This window comes from Bacillus salipaludis (genome assembly GCF_030938565.1).
GTDB classification, from domain to species: Bacteria; Bacillota; Bacilli; order Bacillales; family Cytobacillaceae; genus Neobacillus; species Neobacillus salipaludis_A.
Genome location: NZ_JAVGVR010000001.1, coordinates 5,831,383 through 5,847,216, shown reverse-complemented (window position 1 = coordinate 5,847,216; position 15,834 = coordinate 5,831,383). Strand labels below are relative to the sequence as shown.

Below are 15,834 nucleotides of genomic sequence, written 5' to 3'. Positions count from 1 at the left end.
AAGTAATTTTAATATAAAAATTTCGGGAATCTACATTATTATTATACTTTTATTGTTAAAGTAAAAGGATAACAGAACTGTGAATAATGTTTGTCTCTTTTGTGAAGGGATAATTGACTTATTTGTGAACACCCACCTATAATTAAAATAAGAAAGCAACCTACTGAAGTAAGTTGCTTTCAAGTAAACTTATACTTGCCATATCGGGGCTAACAAATAGTGGGGCTATTTGTTAGCTCTTTTTTAATAGTCAAACTCAATACCATTACGGTCAGAGTCTATACCAGGTGTTGAGTTATATTGATAAGTGTCAGTGTTTCTTGTTCCTTCTGAGTGAGAAGAAGTATGACATCCCCAACATACAGCCATGTTCGTGTAACGTTTTAGAGCAGAAGATGGGTTCTTATCAAGTAAATAGTCTTTAACTATTGAAGTACGAGCTTCACCAGTTACACCTGGGAAGTAGTTTGTAGTATCATCTAAGATATTTTGGTAAGTTAAACCACGAGCATCACGCATTACAGTTACATCAGTACCATGTGCATAGTGACAACGTACACAAGTGTAGCTGTCTGATGTTGTGGTGTGGCGATATGCATGATCAAATGTACCAGTTTCTTTTCCAGAGCCAGCTAGGTAGTCAGTGTGACAAGCAGAACAGAATGTTGACATAGCAACCCCTCTGTTTGCTACATAACCAGGGTTAGTAGATCCATCAGCTTTTTTACTTGCCCATAGTGAAGATGCTGTAGTTGTTGTTACATTGTTTGCATTAGGGGCTGAAACGTCTAACTTAACTACATAACCACGAGCAACATTACCGGAAGTTAATGATTTAACAGAGGAAACTAAAGCTGTTTTAGAAGCAGGAACCCCGGCAAAACCGTTACCTAAAATTTCACCTTTTTTCAATTGATCAGTATCGAATACTTCTTTACCAGTAGAATCTTTGAATGCTGTCCAGTAATGTTTGACATGGTTTTCGTCGAATTCATAACCATGTAACCATGGATCTGTATCGTTTACATATTTCGTGCCGTTCCACTTCATTAATTGAAGAACAGTATCACCAGTTGTTAAGCCTTTTGCAGAATAAGCAGCATCAACAGTTGTTCCAATATCAAAACGATAAAGAACATAGTTAATGGTAACATCTGCGCCAGTTGCATCTTTGTAAGTAACATCTGCTGCAGCATTTTTAGCTGTAATGTCAGTTACAACAGGCACGTTTTCTAAAAGTTTACCGCCTTTAGAAACAAGCGTATTACCCATATCGTTTGGATTTTCATGTAATAAACGATCTGAGTAGGAACCGTGCGGTGCGTGGCAGCTTGCGCAAGTAAATTCAGCTTCCCAGTTACCTGTACCAGTACTATTACCACCTGGAGCTGCTTTTAATTCAACTGTTCCATTAGCTAAGTGAACAGACATGTTACCATCATGAGTTCCTCCAAAGGTCCCAGCAGAGTTAGAACCAGTAAATACGTTATAGAAACCTAATGTACCATCATGACATGCAGTACAAGTTGCATATTCTCCGTCTTTGAACAGTAAGTTTTTAGATGCGCCTGTGTGTGTTTGGTGACAGCTGGCACAAGAGTTCGTGTTGTTCATATATGATCCGTGAGTACGTTGTGTTCCGTGTGTTCCATCTGCGTTTTTAACCATATCATCAGATTTGATAACATTGTTAAAATCAGAGTTTTGACCTCCCACACCTGAACCTGTTTTATTTGCGTTGCTTTTTCTAACAGTGTCGTAATTGTTGTCTTTAGCACTATCATCTGTAACTAATCCGCCCTTCATATCCGCAGGATCTCCGGGTGGTGTTCCTACAGGGTTACTACCAGCAGCGAAAGCTACGACACTAAACATTCCCACAAAAAGCAATGTAAGCAGGAATGAAAAGCCTAATTTGACCTTGCTCATTCCAAAAACCTCCCTTGTTACTTCTTTTTTTCTCTCTTTTTTAAAAACTATGGATCTAAAACTTGTCCAAGCTCGTTTGGGGCACCACCTCCTTAAAGTGAAGAATTATTTAGTTATACATTGCAATACGTTCATTTAAGGTATCTGTAATATAAACCTGGTCATGTTCGTCTACAAATAAGCCATTTGGCAGGTAGAATTGTTCGTTTTGATCTCCCATTGTACCGAAGTGGAAAACCTCGGAACCTTTTTCGTCAAATCCATAAACCATGTGGGTAAGGTTGTTTACAATGTAAAGAATGCCTCGAGAATCTACGCCAATTCCTCGTGGATTTACAAAAACAGAGGAACCTTTTCCATTTTTTGAACCGTTAATAGTTCGAATAAATTTACCGTTTTTATCGTACACTTGAACCCGTTGATTTCCAGAATCGGAAACAAAGATATCATTATTTTTCTTGTCGATTGCCACTGCATTTGGAGCTTTAAAAGTATCTTGTTTATTAGTTCCAGTACTAATTTCAAATAACTTTTTACCATTAAGATCAAAGATAAAAACCTTATTTTTTTGAACGTCCGTTACATATAATTTTTCATCATAGATGCGGATACCAGCAGGAGATTCTATTACTTTCTTTTTATCATTAAAATATTTTAAGAATTTCCCTTTTGGTTCAAAGATAGAGATTTTACCATTATATAAATCTGCTACATACACATTTCCTTTACCATCACCAGCAATACCGTATGGGAATTTAAATTGACCTTTCCCTTGGCCCTCTTTACCAAACCTAAATACAGACGTTCCAGATGTATCAAAAACTTGCACACGTTTATTATTCGTATCAGAAACATAGAGGAACTCGCCAATTTTTGCGACATCCATCGGCTTATCGAGTGAATTATCAAAGTCACCGTAAATTGCTTGGCTAAAGGAAGGAGGGCCATCCGGATTAACTGCATTCGGTACCTTTTTCACGACTGATTCCAAATTAAAAAAGTAAATAGCGGCAAAGGCAGCAATCGTAAGAACAACAATACCGCTCATCCACCAATAAACTGTTTTTTTCATCATGTGTTTTCAATCCCTTTACTAGTTTTTAGAGACTCTTTTCAACCCATCAAGGGCTGGTTTGTACAGAGGGTCATAATTCAATGCCGTTTTATAAATTTCTTCCGCGTTCCTTTTATCTCCTTGATCTTCCGCTACTAGTCCAACTTCGAAAATGATATCTGTATTGGAAGGCATCAATCGATTTGCTTCGTTTAGAGCTTTAATGGAGTCTTTATACATTTTAAGCTTACGGAAAGACATTCCTTTCAATAGCCAGCCCTTATAATCTTTAGGTGATATTTCAGTAGCTTTTTGAGCCATTTTTATGGAATCATTTAGGCGATTTTCCTCGTTATATACAAGTCCTAAGTTAAAATAGGCATTAAAATAATTCTTGTCTAAGTCAAGAGCCATTTTATATTGTTTTATCGCTTCATCGTTATTATCATTTAAGAAATAAGCATATCCAAGGTCTACATGGGACTTAGGCTCATTAGGTTTAGCATCTGCTTCAGCTTTTGCACTTTCTAATTGTTGTTTTAAACGATTCATATTGTATTTTGGCCAAAGGTACTTATTGCTGACGTAATAACTGGCACCAACTGCAACAACTAATGTTATGGTCAAAATAAGTAGTGTTTGCCACCATTTGAATTTATCGTTTTTAGATTTTTTTACTTGTTTATTAGGTGTTTTGTCTTTTTCAAGCTCTTGCTTATCGTTGAGTGGTTGTTCATAAGCTTCCATACAAAGCCTCCTAATCTAGCAAAGTTTCATTCATTTATTCTTTATGACACGCAGAGCATGTTCTTTTTACGTGACAGGTATAACAAAAATTTGTTACCTTTTGATTTGCTGCTAGCGGAATAGGGTGCCTTTTCTTGTCAAATCCTTTATGCATTGCTGGATGACAGGAAGAGCAGGCTGCCGTTGCAGTTTGATACTGACTTGATTGCTGATAATTATGACAGGCTAAACATTTCTGTTTATCCTTAGACGCTTGAATTTTATGTTCCAACATCCACCGGCTATCATGACTTGCTGGCCGTTTGCTATGACAATCCTTACAGAAGGTATTTTCTTTTGCATAATCCAATTCGGTAATATGTGGTTTGGTCGTTTTAATGTTTTGCAAGACCTTTTCAACAGGAGAAACAGTCTCTAGCCCTTCAATTTTCTCCTTCGACATATACCCATGGCAGGAGTCGCATTTTTGAAGATTCTTGCCAGCTATTAATCCGTGAGTAGAAGCTTTAAATTCAGGATTTTTATGGCTCTTTGGTTCCATACCTGTTTTATGGCAGGTTTTGCATGCAGTTGAAACATTTCTTGCCTTATGGCATTCCATACAAGTGTCCATGTCAGGACGAGTAAATTTTAAATCGGACATTGCTTGTGTACCAATGGATTGATCCCATTTAGCATAATCTGTTTGGTAGGTCATTTTTCTGTCGGCGATTTTCCCGTGGGCGACGCTGCTATGACATTGGACGCATTCTACCCCTTCATTTAGATGCTTATCGTGGGGGATGATGAGATCCCCCGATGGTGTTACATCACGAGTTTTCAAATTGTGACATTTTTCACATGCGCTGTTAGGCACCTCGTTGGGCATTCGGATAGGAGTAGCAGTGACGCCCAAAGAATGGTTCTTTAATTGTTCAACCAGCCCTTCCGCTTTATCTTTCGCCAGTTTCTTAAATACCGGATCGGTATGGCAATTTACACAATCCACTTCATTATGAGTCGATGCTTTCCACGTATAATACTCTGGTTTCATCTCATGACAACTTTGGCAAAACTTCGAGCTTGATGTTGCCTTTAGACCCGTAAATCCTACGAAAAATAAGATGGCTAGAAAAAACAAAGTGATCGTCATATATTTGATTAACTTATACAGATAACGGGGAGGGGCCGGCATCTCAGTATGTTCTTCTTCCATAAAGCGTCCCTCCATTTTTATAAAAATTATTTTTTTACAGGACTTTTAAAGCCGGTTCTGTGGCAGTACTCACAATATACATCTGTAGGTGCTTTCGTATCAGTTGATCCTGGTTTTGGTTTTTTCTGGTCATGGCAGACGAAGCATTGTGATTTCGCTTCAGCTGTCAGTGCTTTCGTTGAGTGAGCTGTCAGCCATTGATCGCTTTTCGTATGTCCAGGAGGACGCTTATTGTGACAGGTACTGCAAAACTTATTAATACGGGACTGATCTTTTACCACCTTGATGTCAGGTTGATAATGTGATTTTTTTACACCTAATTTAAGAAGTGAGATAATATCTTCTTTTGGTATTTCTCTTACCCATTTGGAATCCTGGTGGCAGGTTACACATTTATTTAACTCTTGAACCGCTGTACTTCCGTGTTGTTGGTTCCATAGGGCAACTTTGTGGGATCGTGGTACTTTGAGTTTTTTATGACAGGTTCCGCATTCCATTGAAACCTTCACATTTGTTTTTTGCTTTCCAATCGCTTGTAAAATGATTTCCTGTGTCTTTTGGTCATGATTGGCTGCGAGTTCTGCCGTATTTTCGTCTTCCTTGACTGGCTTCGTGGACGCTGCCTTGTTTTTTCCTTCTGCAAGTTTTTCAAGTTCTTCTGGATTTGGCGGAACAGTGTATGCGACATCTTTCCAAGGCTTTTCACCCTTGTTCACTTTATCGTGACAATCGATACAAGTTCCCATGTTCGGACGCACATATTTTTCTTCAATTAATTTTTGAGCATTTTTTTCCGTCCACTCTCCACGAGCACTGTCAATATTTAAACCGCGGGCAGCAATCTTCGCGTGGACAACCCCTGCGTGGCAGGTGATACAAGGAATGTCTTTTTCAATATGGCCTTTATGGTTGACCTTTAAGTCACCAGATGCGGTGACAAGCCGGTTCTTCGAGTGGCACTGTAAACAGTTTTCATTTGAAACGGCTTCTTCCTCGGTTTGAACGATTTGTTTTGGCACACCGGTAACATGGTAGTAAACTTCTTTCATAGACTTCACCTTGTGTGTCAGCATGTTGGTGACGCCGGGCTTAATATGACACTGCACACAGGAGATTTGATTATGAGCGCTTGCCGTATAAGTGGTATATTCAGGTGCCATTTCATGACAGCTGGAGCAGAAGGATGGCGAGTTTGTAATAGAAAGTACGCCGTATCCTCCGCCAAAAACGACGATACAACCAACAAGGGATGCAAATAATAATTTCCAGCGAGTAACGGGATTTGTCCAATCTATATCTCTCCACATTTGCCAGAGTCTCTTTATTGGGCCCGATTTTTTTCTATTTTCTCTTAATTCGGGATCGGCCTCGGAATTTTTCTTTTTTCCCCAAAAGCCCATTTTGCTCACCCTTCCCATTTTTATTGAGCTATCTACTTTATTTTCCATCTAAACTTCTCTAAAGGTAGTATCTAACATAGAATGGGCATATTCCAATGTACAATTTGTGAATATTTTTCCAAACAAACTTTATGATAAAAACAACGTAAATACATTGAAAAAAGCGGATTATTTAATAACTTATAGGTAGTGGTTAGTTGTATAAAGGTTAATTTTTATACGCATTTTAGAATGTTTATTCATTTTTGTGAGCACTAAGAAACTATCGATTAATAGAGGAATTAAACAAGTTTTTGTTACAATTTTTCATCAATGGGAACTTTGTTGTCACACACATAGCGGAAGTGGTAAGATGGAAAGTGATATTCAATTCATTTTGGCAGGATTTAGTACCTAATATTGCGAATTCTTTATAATAGCAATCTCGATAAAAAGGAGAGTTCAATCACATGATGGGGATTTTAAATAAATTGTATGATGTGAATAAACGTGAGTTAAAACGCTTAGACAAACTAGCGAATCAAATAGAGGCACTTGCGGCTGAAACAGAAAAATTATCAGATGATCAGCTTCGTGAAAAAACAGATGAATTTAAACAGCGTTATCAAAATGGAGAATCACTTGATGATTTACTGGTTGAGGCATTTGCTGTTGTCCGTGAAGGGGCACGCCGTGTCCTTGGATTGTACCCTTATCATGTACAGTTAATGGGGGAATCTCTCTCCATGAGGGAAATATTTCGGAGATGAAAACCGGGGAAGGTAAAACGTTAACGGCTACGATGCCGGTTTATTTGAATGCTCTTTCCGGTAAAGGAGTTCACGTTGTTACGGTCAATGAATACCTTGCAAGCCGTGATGCTCAGGAAATGGGGCAGCTTTATGAATTTTTAGGGTTAACGGTTGGGTTGAACCTAAATAGTATGACGAGTGAAGAGAAGCAGGAAGCATATGCTGCAGATATTACCTACGGAACTAACAACGAATATGGTTTTGACTATCTTCGTGATAACATGGTCCTTTATAAGGAACAAAAGGTTCAACGTCCGCTTTTTTATGCAGTCATTGACGAGGTGGACTCCATCCTAATTGACGAAGCGCGTACACCGCTGATTATTTCTGGTTCTGCCCAAAAATCAACGGCTCTATATATTCAAGCAAATGCGTTTGTGCGTACGCTGACGAAAGAAAAGGATTATTCGTATGATGAAAAAACAAAAGGCGTTATGCTGACTGAAGAAGGGATTAGCAAAGCAGAGAAGGCTTTTGGTATTGAAAACCTGTTTGATATGTCCCATGTTTCGTTAAATCATCACATCAATCAAGCGTTAAAAGCCAATGTCAGCATGCATCTGGATGTGGATTATGTCGTTCAGGATGGCGAAATTGTGATCGTTGACCAATTTACTGGTCGTTTGATGAAGGGACGCCGCTATAGTGAGGGCTTACACCAGGCGATTGAAGCAAAGGAAGGCTTAGAGGTACAGAACGAAAGTATGACAATGGCGACGATTACGTTCCAAAATTACTTCCGGATGTATGAGAAATTAGCCGGGATGACGGGTACAGCTAAGACGGAAGAAGAGGAATTCCGAAACATTTATAATATGAATGTCATCGTGATTCCAACGAATAGACCGATTGCCAGGGATGACCGTGCGGATTTAATTTACTCTACAATGGAAGGGAAGTTTCGAGCTGTTGTTGAGGATATTACAGAACGACATCAAAAGGGACAGCCCGTGCTTGTCGGTACGGTTGCAATCGAAACATCTGAGTTAATTTCCAAGCTCTTATTGAAAAAAGGCATTCGACACAATGTCTTGAATGCGAAAAATCATGAACGTGAAGCAGAGATCATTGCGGAAGCAGGCCATCAGGGTGCGGTAACGATTGCAACAAACATGGCCGGCCGTGGTACAGATATTAAGCTTGGCGAAGGGGTAACCGATTTAGGTGGCCTTGCTGTTATTGGGACGGAGCGCCATGAAAGCCGCCGGATTGATAACCAGCTCCGCGGGCGTTCAGGCCGCCAAGGGGACCCGGGGATTACCCAGTTTTATTTATCAATGGAAGATGAGCTTATGCGCCGCTTTGGTTCTGATAATATGAAATCGATGATGCAGCGCCTTGGGATGGATGATTCCCAGCCCATCCAGAGTAAAATGGTTTCAAAAGCAGTGGAATCAGCGCAAAAACGTGTTGAGGGTAACAACTTTGATGCGCGTAAGCAGCTGCTGCAATATGATGATGTGCTTCGCCAACAGCGTGAAATCATCTATACGCAGCGCGATGAATTACTTGAGTCTGAAAACTTGCGTGAAATTGTGGAGGGCATGATTTTACGAACAATCGAGCGGAATATTGAGGCACATGCGTCAATGGCGGATGATGAAGAAAATTGGAACCTCCAGGGTGTTGTGGACTTTGTCCATGCCAATCTTCTTCCTGAAGGGGATATCACCTTAGACGATTTAAACGGTAAAGACCCTGAAGAGATGACCGAGGCTATTTTTGCCAAGGTGAAGGTGCGTTATGATGAAAAAGAGGAGCTGCTTTTCCCAGAGCAAATGCGTGAATTTGAAAAGGTCGTTACGCTTCGCTCTGTAGACTCAAAATGGATTGACCATATTGATGCAATGGATCAGCTTCGTGATGGAATCCATTTGCGTGCATACGGACAGACGGACCCTCTTCGCGAATACCAGGCGGAAGGCTTCGCAATGTTTGAAGCAATGGTTACTTCAATTGAGGAAGAAGCTGCCATGTACATCATGAAGGCAGAAATTCGCAACAATTTAGAGCGTCAAGAAGTGGCAAAAGGCGAAGCGGTTCATCCGAAGGACGATGGTGAACCCGTTAAGCAAAAGCCAAAAGTGAAGCAAATGGATGTAGGACGAAATGATCCATGTATTTGCGGGAGCGGTAAAAAGTACAAAAATTGCTGTGGAGCAGGGAAATAATTGATTTTTTCATATAAGAAGCGAAATCTTATGGGATTTCGCTTCTTGCTTTTCTAGGGATCCTAAATTATGGAGAACTTTAAGTTGTGAATAACCTTATTGTTTATGTGGATATTATTTACTGAAATGTTGATATTTTTTGTTAATTTGTTAATAACTAACTGGATATGTGGATAAATAAATATATCTTGTTGGTAAGTGTTGAAAAATATCGGTTATCCACAATTTGTTTTTTCTTTCATTAAAAAAATTATCCCCAACCTGGCGAAACGGCTTGTTTTGGATTTTTGGAAGGTATGCCGTTATAATAGATTAGGACTGACTTAAATTATTTGCATATACTACGATACAAAATGAATTTTTTATAGAGGTGACCAGAATGGAATTAGCAGAAATTCGGAATGAATTAGAAAAAACAGCTAAACGTTTAGCGGACTTTAGGGGGTCTCTTTGACCTTGAAAATAAGGAAGCTAGAATTGCTGAATTAGACGATCAAATGCTTCATCCTGACTTTTGGAATGATCAGCAGGCGGCTCAGGTCGTAATCAGTGAGGCAAACGGCTTAAAGGATCAAGTAAATGAATTTACTGATTTAAATGAAACGTATGAAAATTTGGAATTAACATATGAGCTCGTTAAAGAAGAAAGTGATGCGGAATTACAAGCGGAACTGGAAGAAGAGCTGGGACAGTTGACAGAACGTTTAAATCAATTTGAATTACAACTTTTGTTAAGTGAAGAGTATGATAAAAATAATGCGATTTTAGAGCTTCACCCTGGTGCAGGCGGTACAGAATCACAGGACTGGGGTTCAATGCTTCTTCGGATGTATACAAGATGGGCTGAGAAAAAGGGCTTCAAGGTGGAAACGCTTGATTATCTACCGGGAGATGAAGCAGGGATTAAGAGTGTGACTTTAGCCATCAAAGGGCATAATGCATATGGTTATTTGAAGGCAGAAAAAGGGGTACACCGCCTTGTACGGATTTCTCCATTTGATTCCTCGGGCCGCCGCCATACCTCCTTTGTTTCATGTGAGGTTATGCCGGAGTTTAACGATGAAATTCAAATCGATATCCGCACAGAGGATTTAAAAATTGACACGTACCGTGCAAGCGGCGCCGGCGGTCAGCATATCAACACGACCGATTCAGCTGTACGGATTACCCATGTTCCGACAGGGGTAGTAGTAACATGCCAGACGGAACGCTCGCAAATTAAAAACCGTGAGTCAGCGATGAAAATGTTAAAAGCAAAGCTGTATCAGCGCGAAATTGAGCAGCAGGAAAAAGAACTTTTGGAAATTCGCGGCGAACAAAAAGAAATTGGCTGGGGAAGCCAAATCCGTTCCTATGTTTTCCATCCTTACTCAATGGTCAAGGATCATCGTACGAGTACCGAGTCAGGAAATGTGCAGGCTGTAATGGACGGGGAAATTGATCCGTTTATTGATGCTTATTTAAGATCAAGAATTTCATAATCAATGAAAAAGCCTTTGCCTTAGGATGCGGTAAAGGTTTTTTCATTTTTAAGGGACAAAACCTGGCAGTAGAATAAAAAAATTGTCCCCCAAGGACGAAATCCAACAGAAGCGATAGCGAAATGTCCTAAAAACTTTAAGGATAAAATTCATCCCCTTGATGAAGGAGGTTTTCAGGGATACCCAAGCCTTCAGGAGCAATAGCGAATTGTCCTAAAACCCAATTTTAAGGACGAATTCCAATAGTCGTACCAGCAAAACACCTATAAAATGGGCCTTTTAGGACAAAATGATTTAAAAGAAGAAAAAGTCCTATCACTAATACCCCTATTCCACTTTATCGCTTCAACTGAATGCTATTTACACCAAAAAATACCCATGCTATACTCACACTCGAAATTGATAAACACAAGGGGAATACGAAATGAATAAAGTTCTAGAACTCACACAAACGAATCCGAAAATCGAAGTGGCCATTGACTATGTTTTTGTCCTCATCGGATCAGCCATTATTGCAATTTCTTTTAACGTTTTTTTACTGCCTAACCAAATTGCTTCCGGCGGAGTAAGCGGCATTAGTACGATTTTACATACTGTTCTTGGATTGGAGCCAGCGTATGTTCAATGGGCATTCAATATCCCGTTGTTTATTGCCGGCGTCATTTTTTTAGGAAAACAGTTTGGCGCAAAAACACTGGCCGGTACCATTTTTTTACCCTTCGTTGTATATTTCACAAAAAATATGGAGCCTTGGACCCATGACGCTCTACTTGGAGCATTGTTTGGCGGTATTGGCGTTGGGCTTGGCTTAGGCATTGTTTTTAGAGGGAGAGCATCAACAGGGGGAACAGACCTTGCAGCACAAATTATTAATAAATACACTGGATCCCTTGGGACATGTGTCGTACTCATTGACGGGTTAATTGTCCTTACCGCTGCGATAGTATTTGATATCGAAAAAGGGCTTTATGCCCTCATTGGCTTATATGTGACTAGCAAGACCATCGATTTAATTCAAGTTGGTTTTGGCCGTTCAAAAATGGCCATGATCATTACTAGTAAACAAGAAGAGGTTCGCACAGGAATTTTGAATAAAATTGACCGTGGTGTGACAAAACTATCAGCATATGGTGGATTTACTGACCATGAACGCCCAGTTCTCATGTGCGTGGTTGACCAAACGGAGTTCACAAAATTGAAACAATTGGTTAAAACCCTTGATCCATCTGCATTTATCGTGGTTATGGATGCTGCGGAGGTATTAGGTGAGGGTTTCAAACGTGCGTAGAATTGGTATACTTGTTAAGTAATGGTAAAATTTTCTGAAGGGGGAGTAGCAGTGAAGAAAAAGCTACTTACATTATTATTGGGAACTTCCCTAGTAATGGGACTTGCTGCATGCGGCGGCGGATCGGACACATCTAAAGACAAAGACACAACGACCAAAACTACAGACACAAGCGGCGGAGGAAATGATGTTGCCGCAGCAGCTGAGAAAATCACGGCTCAAAAATGCTCAAGCTGTCATGGTGAAAACCTTAAGGGTGCTGTAGGTCCAGACTTAACAAAAATTGGCTCAAAGTACTCCAAAGATCAAATTTTGGACATTCTTAAAAACGGTAAATCCGGTGGAATGCCTGCTGGCTTAATTTCCGGCGATGATGCAGACAAAGTAGCAACATGGCTTGCCTCTAGAAAGTAAATGTACAAAAAACGTTCTGTCCTAACAGAGCGTTTTTTTTGTGCATAAAAAACAGAAAAATGTCGAAGTTTGTTACTGAGGTAACTGTAGAAATAGAGGGAAATACGTCTGCACTTGTATTCTTTGAAAAGAAACTGTAATATATTTATCGCTTTTAATAGTGTTTGATGATGTTATAATAAGGCTATGCGAAATTTTGCACGTTTCGTAAAGTATTTTGCGGCCTTTTGCAAAAAATAAAAGATTATTGTCGAATTTACTTCATTCACAATAACTTTCCTACAGGTGATTAAATGATAGAATTGCAAGAAGTATACAAGAAATACCCAAATGGTGTATCCGCTATTAATGGGATCGATGTTCGAATTAATCAAGGTGAATTTGTCTATGTGGTAGGCCCCAGCGGCGCTGGAAAATCCACTTTTATTAAAATGATGTACCGTGAAGAGGTTCCTACTTCCGGAACGATTACGATGAATGGTGTCAATTTAGCAAAATTAAAGATGAGAAAGGTTCCGATTTTTCGCAGAAATCTTGGTGTAGTCTTCCAAGACTATAAGCTTCTGCCAACCTTGACTGTCTATGAAAATATTGCCTTTGCCCTCGAGGTGATTGAGGCACAGCCAAAGTTTATTAAAAAGCGGGTCATGGAGGTTCTCGACCTCGTTAATTTAAAGCATAAGGCAAGAATGCTTCCGACAGAACTTTCAGGTGGGGAACAGCAGCGTGTGTCAATCGCTCGTTCCATTGTAAATTCACCGAAGGTTGTGATTGCCGACGAGCCAACTGGTAACTTGGACCCGGATACATCATGGGAAATTATGAAAATATTTGAAGAAATTAATAACCGGGGAACAACCGTTGTAATGGCGACCCACAATAAAGAAATTGTTAATACAATCCAACATCGCGTAATCGCCATTGAAGGTGGAAAAATTGTTCGTGATGAGCAGAAGGGGGAATATGGTTATGAAAATTAGAACCATTGGCCGCCATGCCCGCGAAAGTTTAAAAAGTATTGGCAGGAATGGATGGATGACATTTGCATCCGTAAGTGCCGTTACTGTTACTCTCATTTTAGTTGGTGTCTTTTTTGTGATTATGATGAATCTCAATAAAGTGGCCCAAACGATTGAAGAAGACGTTCAAATCCGCGTTCACATCGATGTTGCCGCAAATAAAGCCGATACGCAAAAATTACAGAGCGAGCTTGAGGGTATTCCTGAAGTAAAAAGTGTGAAATTCTCATCAAAAAAAGAAGAATTAAAGGACTTAATTAAGGGTCTTGGTGAGGAAGGAAAGGCATTTAAGCTTTTTGAACAGGATAATCCGCTTAACGATGTATTTATTGTAAAAACGAAAAATCCAACTGATACGATGATGGTTGCAAAGAAAATAGAAAAGTTTAATTTTGTTGCAAAAGTAAAATATGGTCAGGGCAGTGTGGAAAAGTTATTTAAATTTATTAAGGCAAGCCGAAACGTCGGTGTCGTCTTAATTATTGGTCTATTTTTTACAGCCATCTTCTTAATTTCAAATACAATAAAAATTACCATTATTGCGAGAAGAAGAGAAATCAAGATTATGAGACTAGTAGGAGCAACCAATAATTTTATTCGCTGGCCATTTTTCTTGGAAGGCCTATGGCTGGGAGTATTAGGCTCTATTTTGCCTATCATCTTGATTTCGATTGCCTACTATAACGCATATGATTATCTGGCTCCAAAACTTGCCGGTAATTTTATGCAAATTCTCCCTTACAAACCATTTGTCTACCAAGTATCCGGCATGCTGATACTCATGGGTGCGTTAATTGGTATTTGGGGAAGCGTTATGTCTGTAAGAAAATTCTTGAAGGTTTAGACTTTTTGAGGAAGGGTTCTTTACTGCACCCTTCCTTCCTTTATTAAAAAAAGATTTACATAGATTGCAAGGGAAAGGAGAGGATAGGACAATGAAAAAATCAGTTGTTGCGATTACGGTCGCTGCTTCGATGGGAATAGGCAGTTTATTTACAGGAAGTTCCCTTGTAACAGAAGCGGCCTCCATTTCAAATTTAAAAGATAAACAAAATGAAATTCACAATAAACGTTCAAATTTAAAGTCCGACATAAATGATGCCAATACAACAATCAATGATCTACAGGGTCAGCAGGCAAATGTAAAGTCTGAGATGAAACGCCTCGATTTTGCCATTGGAGATACCAATGCAAAGATTCGCGATAAGACGGCTAAAATTGGCGAGACTCAAGGCAAAATCAATCAGCTTCAGGGAGAAATTCAAGTCATTGTGGACCGGATGGAAAAACGCAATAATTTATTAAAAGAGCGTGCACGTAATTATCAAGAAACGGGCGGGATGATCAATTATATTGATGTGCTGATGGGTGCAAAAAGCTTCAGCGATTTCATTGACCGAGCCAATGCAGTAGCAACCATTATGGAAGCCGATCAGGAATTATTAAAACAGGCGGATATGGATAAAAAAGAACTGGAAGAAAAACGGATGAAGGTAGAAGAAGATTTGGCCAATCTCCAAGAGATGAAGAGCGAATTAGAACAAATGAATAAGCAATTGAGTACGCAGCGGGCTGCAAAAGATAAATTGCTTTCAAAACTCGTTCGGAAAGAAAAAGAAGTTCATGAAGGAAAACTAGCATTAGAAGAGGAAGAGCAAATCCTTGCCGGGCAGGAGGCAGCGGTTCAAAAAGCTATTCAATTGGAAAAGGATCGTCAAGCAGCAGCAGCGGCGGCAGCAAAAGCTGCAAAAGCGCCTGCACAGCCTAGTGGCGGTGGGGCTTCTGGTAAAGCACCGGCAATCTCGGGCGGCACCTTCACGAGACCTGCTTCTGGTATCATAAGCTCTGGATTTGGGACTCGCCCTGGATTCCGCCCAGGTGAATTCCACTACGGAGTCGATATTGCCAATCATGCATCGAATGTACCGATTCTAGCCGCGGCAGATGGAGTCGTAATTCGTTCCTATTATTCTAACAGTTATGGAAACTGTATTTTCATTTCGCATTCAATAAATGGACAAGTTTATACGACAGTTTATGCCCATATGGAAGCTCGTTTAGCAGAGACAGGTGCTGTCGTGAAGAAGGGCCAGCAAATTGGAATCATGGGAAGTACCGGTGATTCTACCGGTCAGCACTTGCATTTTGAACTTCATAGAGGGCAATGGGTGCCGGATCGTCATAACGCCATCAATCCTGTGGGAATCGTGCCACTTTAATGGAAGAAGCTAAGCTTCTTCCATTTTTTTTGTTTCTTGTTATCTAAAATCATATCTTGTCCCTTTGAATCATATAAGTTAATAATTAGGCTGAAATGTGACGCCTTTTAAAATGTAAATGGACAG

11 protein-coding genes and 1 pseudogene are annotated in these 15,834 nt (G+C 39.7%); 7 read left to right on the top strand and 5 right to left on the bottom strand.

Annotation, left to right across the window (positions count from 1 at the left end):
* Positions 1 to 243 precede the first annotated feature (243 nt).
* The 5 genes from RCG21_RS29165 to RCG21_RS29145 all read right to left on the bottom strand — a co-directional run bounded on the left by RCG21_RS29165 (position 244) and on the right by RCG21_RS29145 (position 6,232).
* Complete coding sequence (locus RCG21_RS29165) at positions 244 to 1,929, bottom strand: cytochrome c3 family protein (protein WP_308914042.1); 1,686 nt, start codon at positions 1,927 to 1,929, stop codon at positions 244 to 246.
* Between the two features lie 109 nt (positions 1,930 to 2,038).
* A complete protein-coding gene (locus tag RCG21_RS29160) occupies positions 2,039 to 3,004 on the bottom strand; it encodes a 6-bladed beta-propeller (RefSeq protein WP_133333942.1) in 966 nt (321 codons plus the stop codon).
* Positions 3,005 to 3,022: 18 nt separating this feature from the next.
* A complete protein-coding gene (locus RCG21_RS29155) occupies positions 3,023 to 3,730 on the bottom strand; it encodes a tetratricopeptide repeat protein (protein WP_308914041.1) in 708 nt (235 codons plus the stop codon).
* Positions 3,731 to 3,764: 34 nt separating this feature from the next.
* Complete coding sequence (locus tag RCG21_RS29150; protein WP_133333944.1) at positions 3,765 to 4,925, bottom strand: cytochrome c3 family protein; 1,161 nt, start codon at positions 4,923 to 4,925, stop codon at positions 3,765 to 3,767.
* Between the two features lie 26 nt (positions 4,926 to 4,951).
* Positions 4,952 to 6,232 (bottom strand): cytochrome c3 family protein, encoded by a 1,281-nt coding sequence (locus RCG21_RS29145; RefSeq protein ID WP_235824770.1) that lies wholly within the window; start codon positions 6,230 to 6,232, stop codon positions 4,952 to 4,954.
* Positions 6,233 to 6,774: 542 nt separating this feature from the next.
* Between RCG21_RS29145 and secA the strand changes: the two are divergent.
* The 7 genes and pseudogenes from secA (at position 6,775) to RCG21_RS29110 (ending at position 15,708) form a co-directional block, all read left to right on the top strand.
* Positions 6,775 to 9,287 (top strand): annotated as a pseudogene (secA, locus tag RCG21_RS29140) (preprotein translocase subunit SecA).
* Between the two features lie 379 nt (positions 9,288 to 9,666).
* Positions 9,667 to 10,768, top strand: a protein-coding gene (gene prfB / locus RCG21_RS29135; protein WP_133333946.1) for a peptide chain release factor 2 whose coding sequence is annotated in 2 segments (ribosomal slippage) — positions 9,667 to 9,738 and positions 9,740 to 10,768 — 1,101 coding nt in all. Because the reading frame shifts where the segments join, the coding sequence is not laid out codon by codon here.
* A gap of 424 nt (positions 10,769 to 11,192) precedes the next feature.
* Positions 11,193 to 12,056 (top strand): YitT family protein, encoded by an 864-nt coding sequence (locus RCG21_RS29130; RefSeq protein ID WP_308914040.1) that lies wholly within the window; start codon positions 11,193 to 11,195, stop codon positions 12,054 to 12,056.
* A gap of 51 nt (positions 12,057 to 12,107) precedes the next feature.
* Positions 12,108 to 12,470: a cytochrome c551 gene (cccB, locus tag RCG21_RS29125; protein WP_133333948.1), complete on the top strand. Its 363-nt coding sequence runs from the start codon at positions 12,108 to 12,110 to the stop codon at positions 12,468 to 12,470.
* 293 nt (positions 12,471 to 12,763) lie between these two features.
* On the top strand, positions 12,764 to 13,450 hold the full coding sequence (ftsE, locus tag RCG21_RS29120; RefSeq protein ID WP_133333949.1) for a cell division ATP-binding protein FtsE: 687 nt from the start codon (positions 12,764 to 12,766) through the stop codon (positions 13,448 to 13,450).
* Positions 13,440 to 14,333 (top strand): permease-like cell division protein FtsX, encoded by an 894-nt coding sequence (gene ftsX / locus RCG21_RS29115; protein ID WP_308914039.1) that lies wholly within the window; start codon positions 13,440 to 13,442, stop codon positions 14,331 to 14,333. The genes ftsE and ftsX overlap by 11 nt, the downstream gene beginning before the upstream one ends.
* Positions 14,334 to 14,424: 91 nt before the next feature.
* Positions 14,425 to 15,708, top strand: coding sequence for a murein hydrolase activator EnvC family protein (locus RCG21_RS29110; protein WP_308914038.1), 1,284 nt, complete (start codon positions 14,425 to 14,427; stop codon positions 15,706 to 15,708).
* Positions 15,709 to 15,834: the final 126 nt, after the last annotated feature.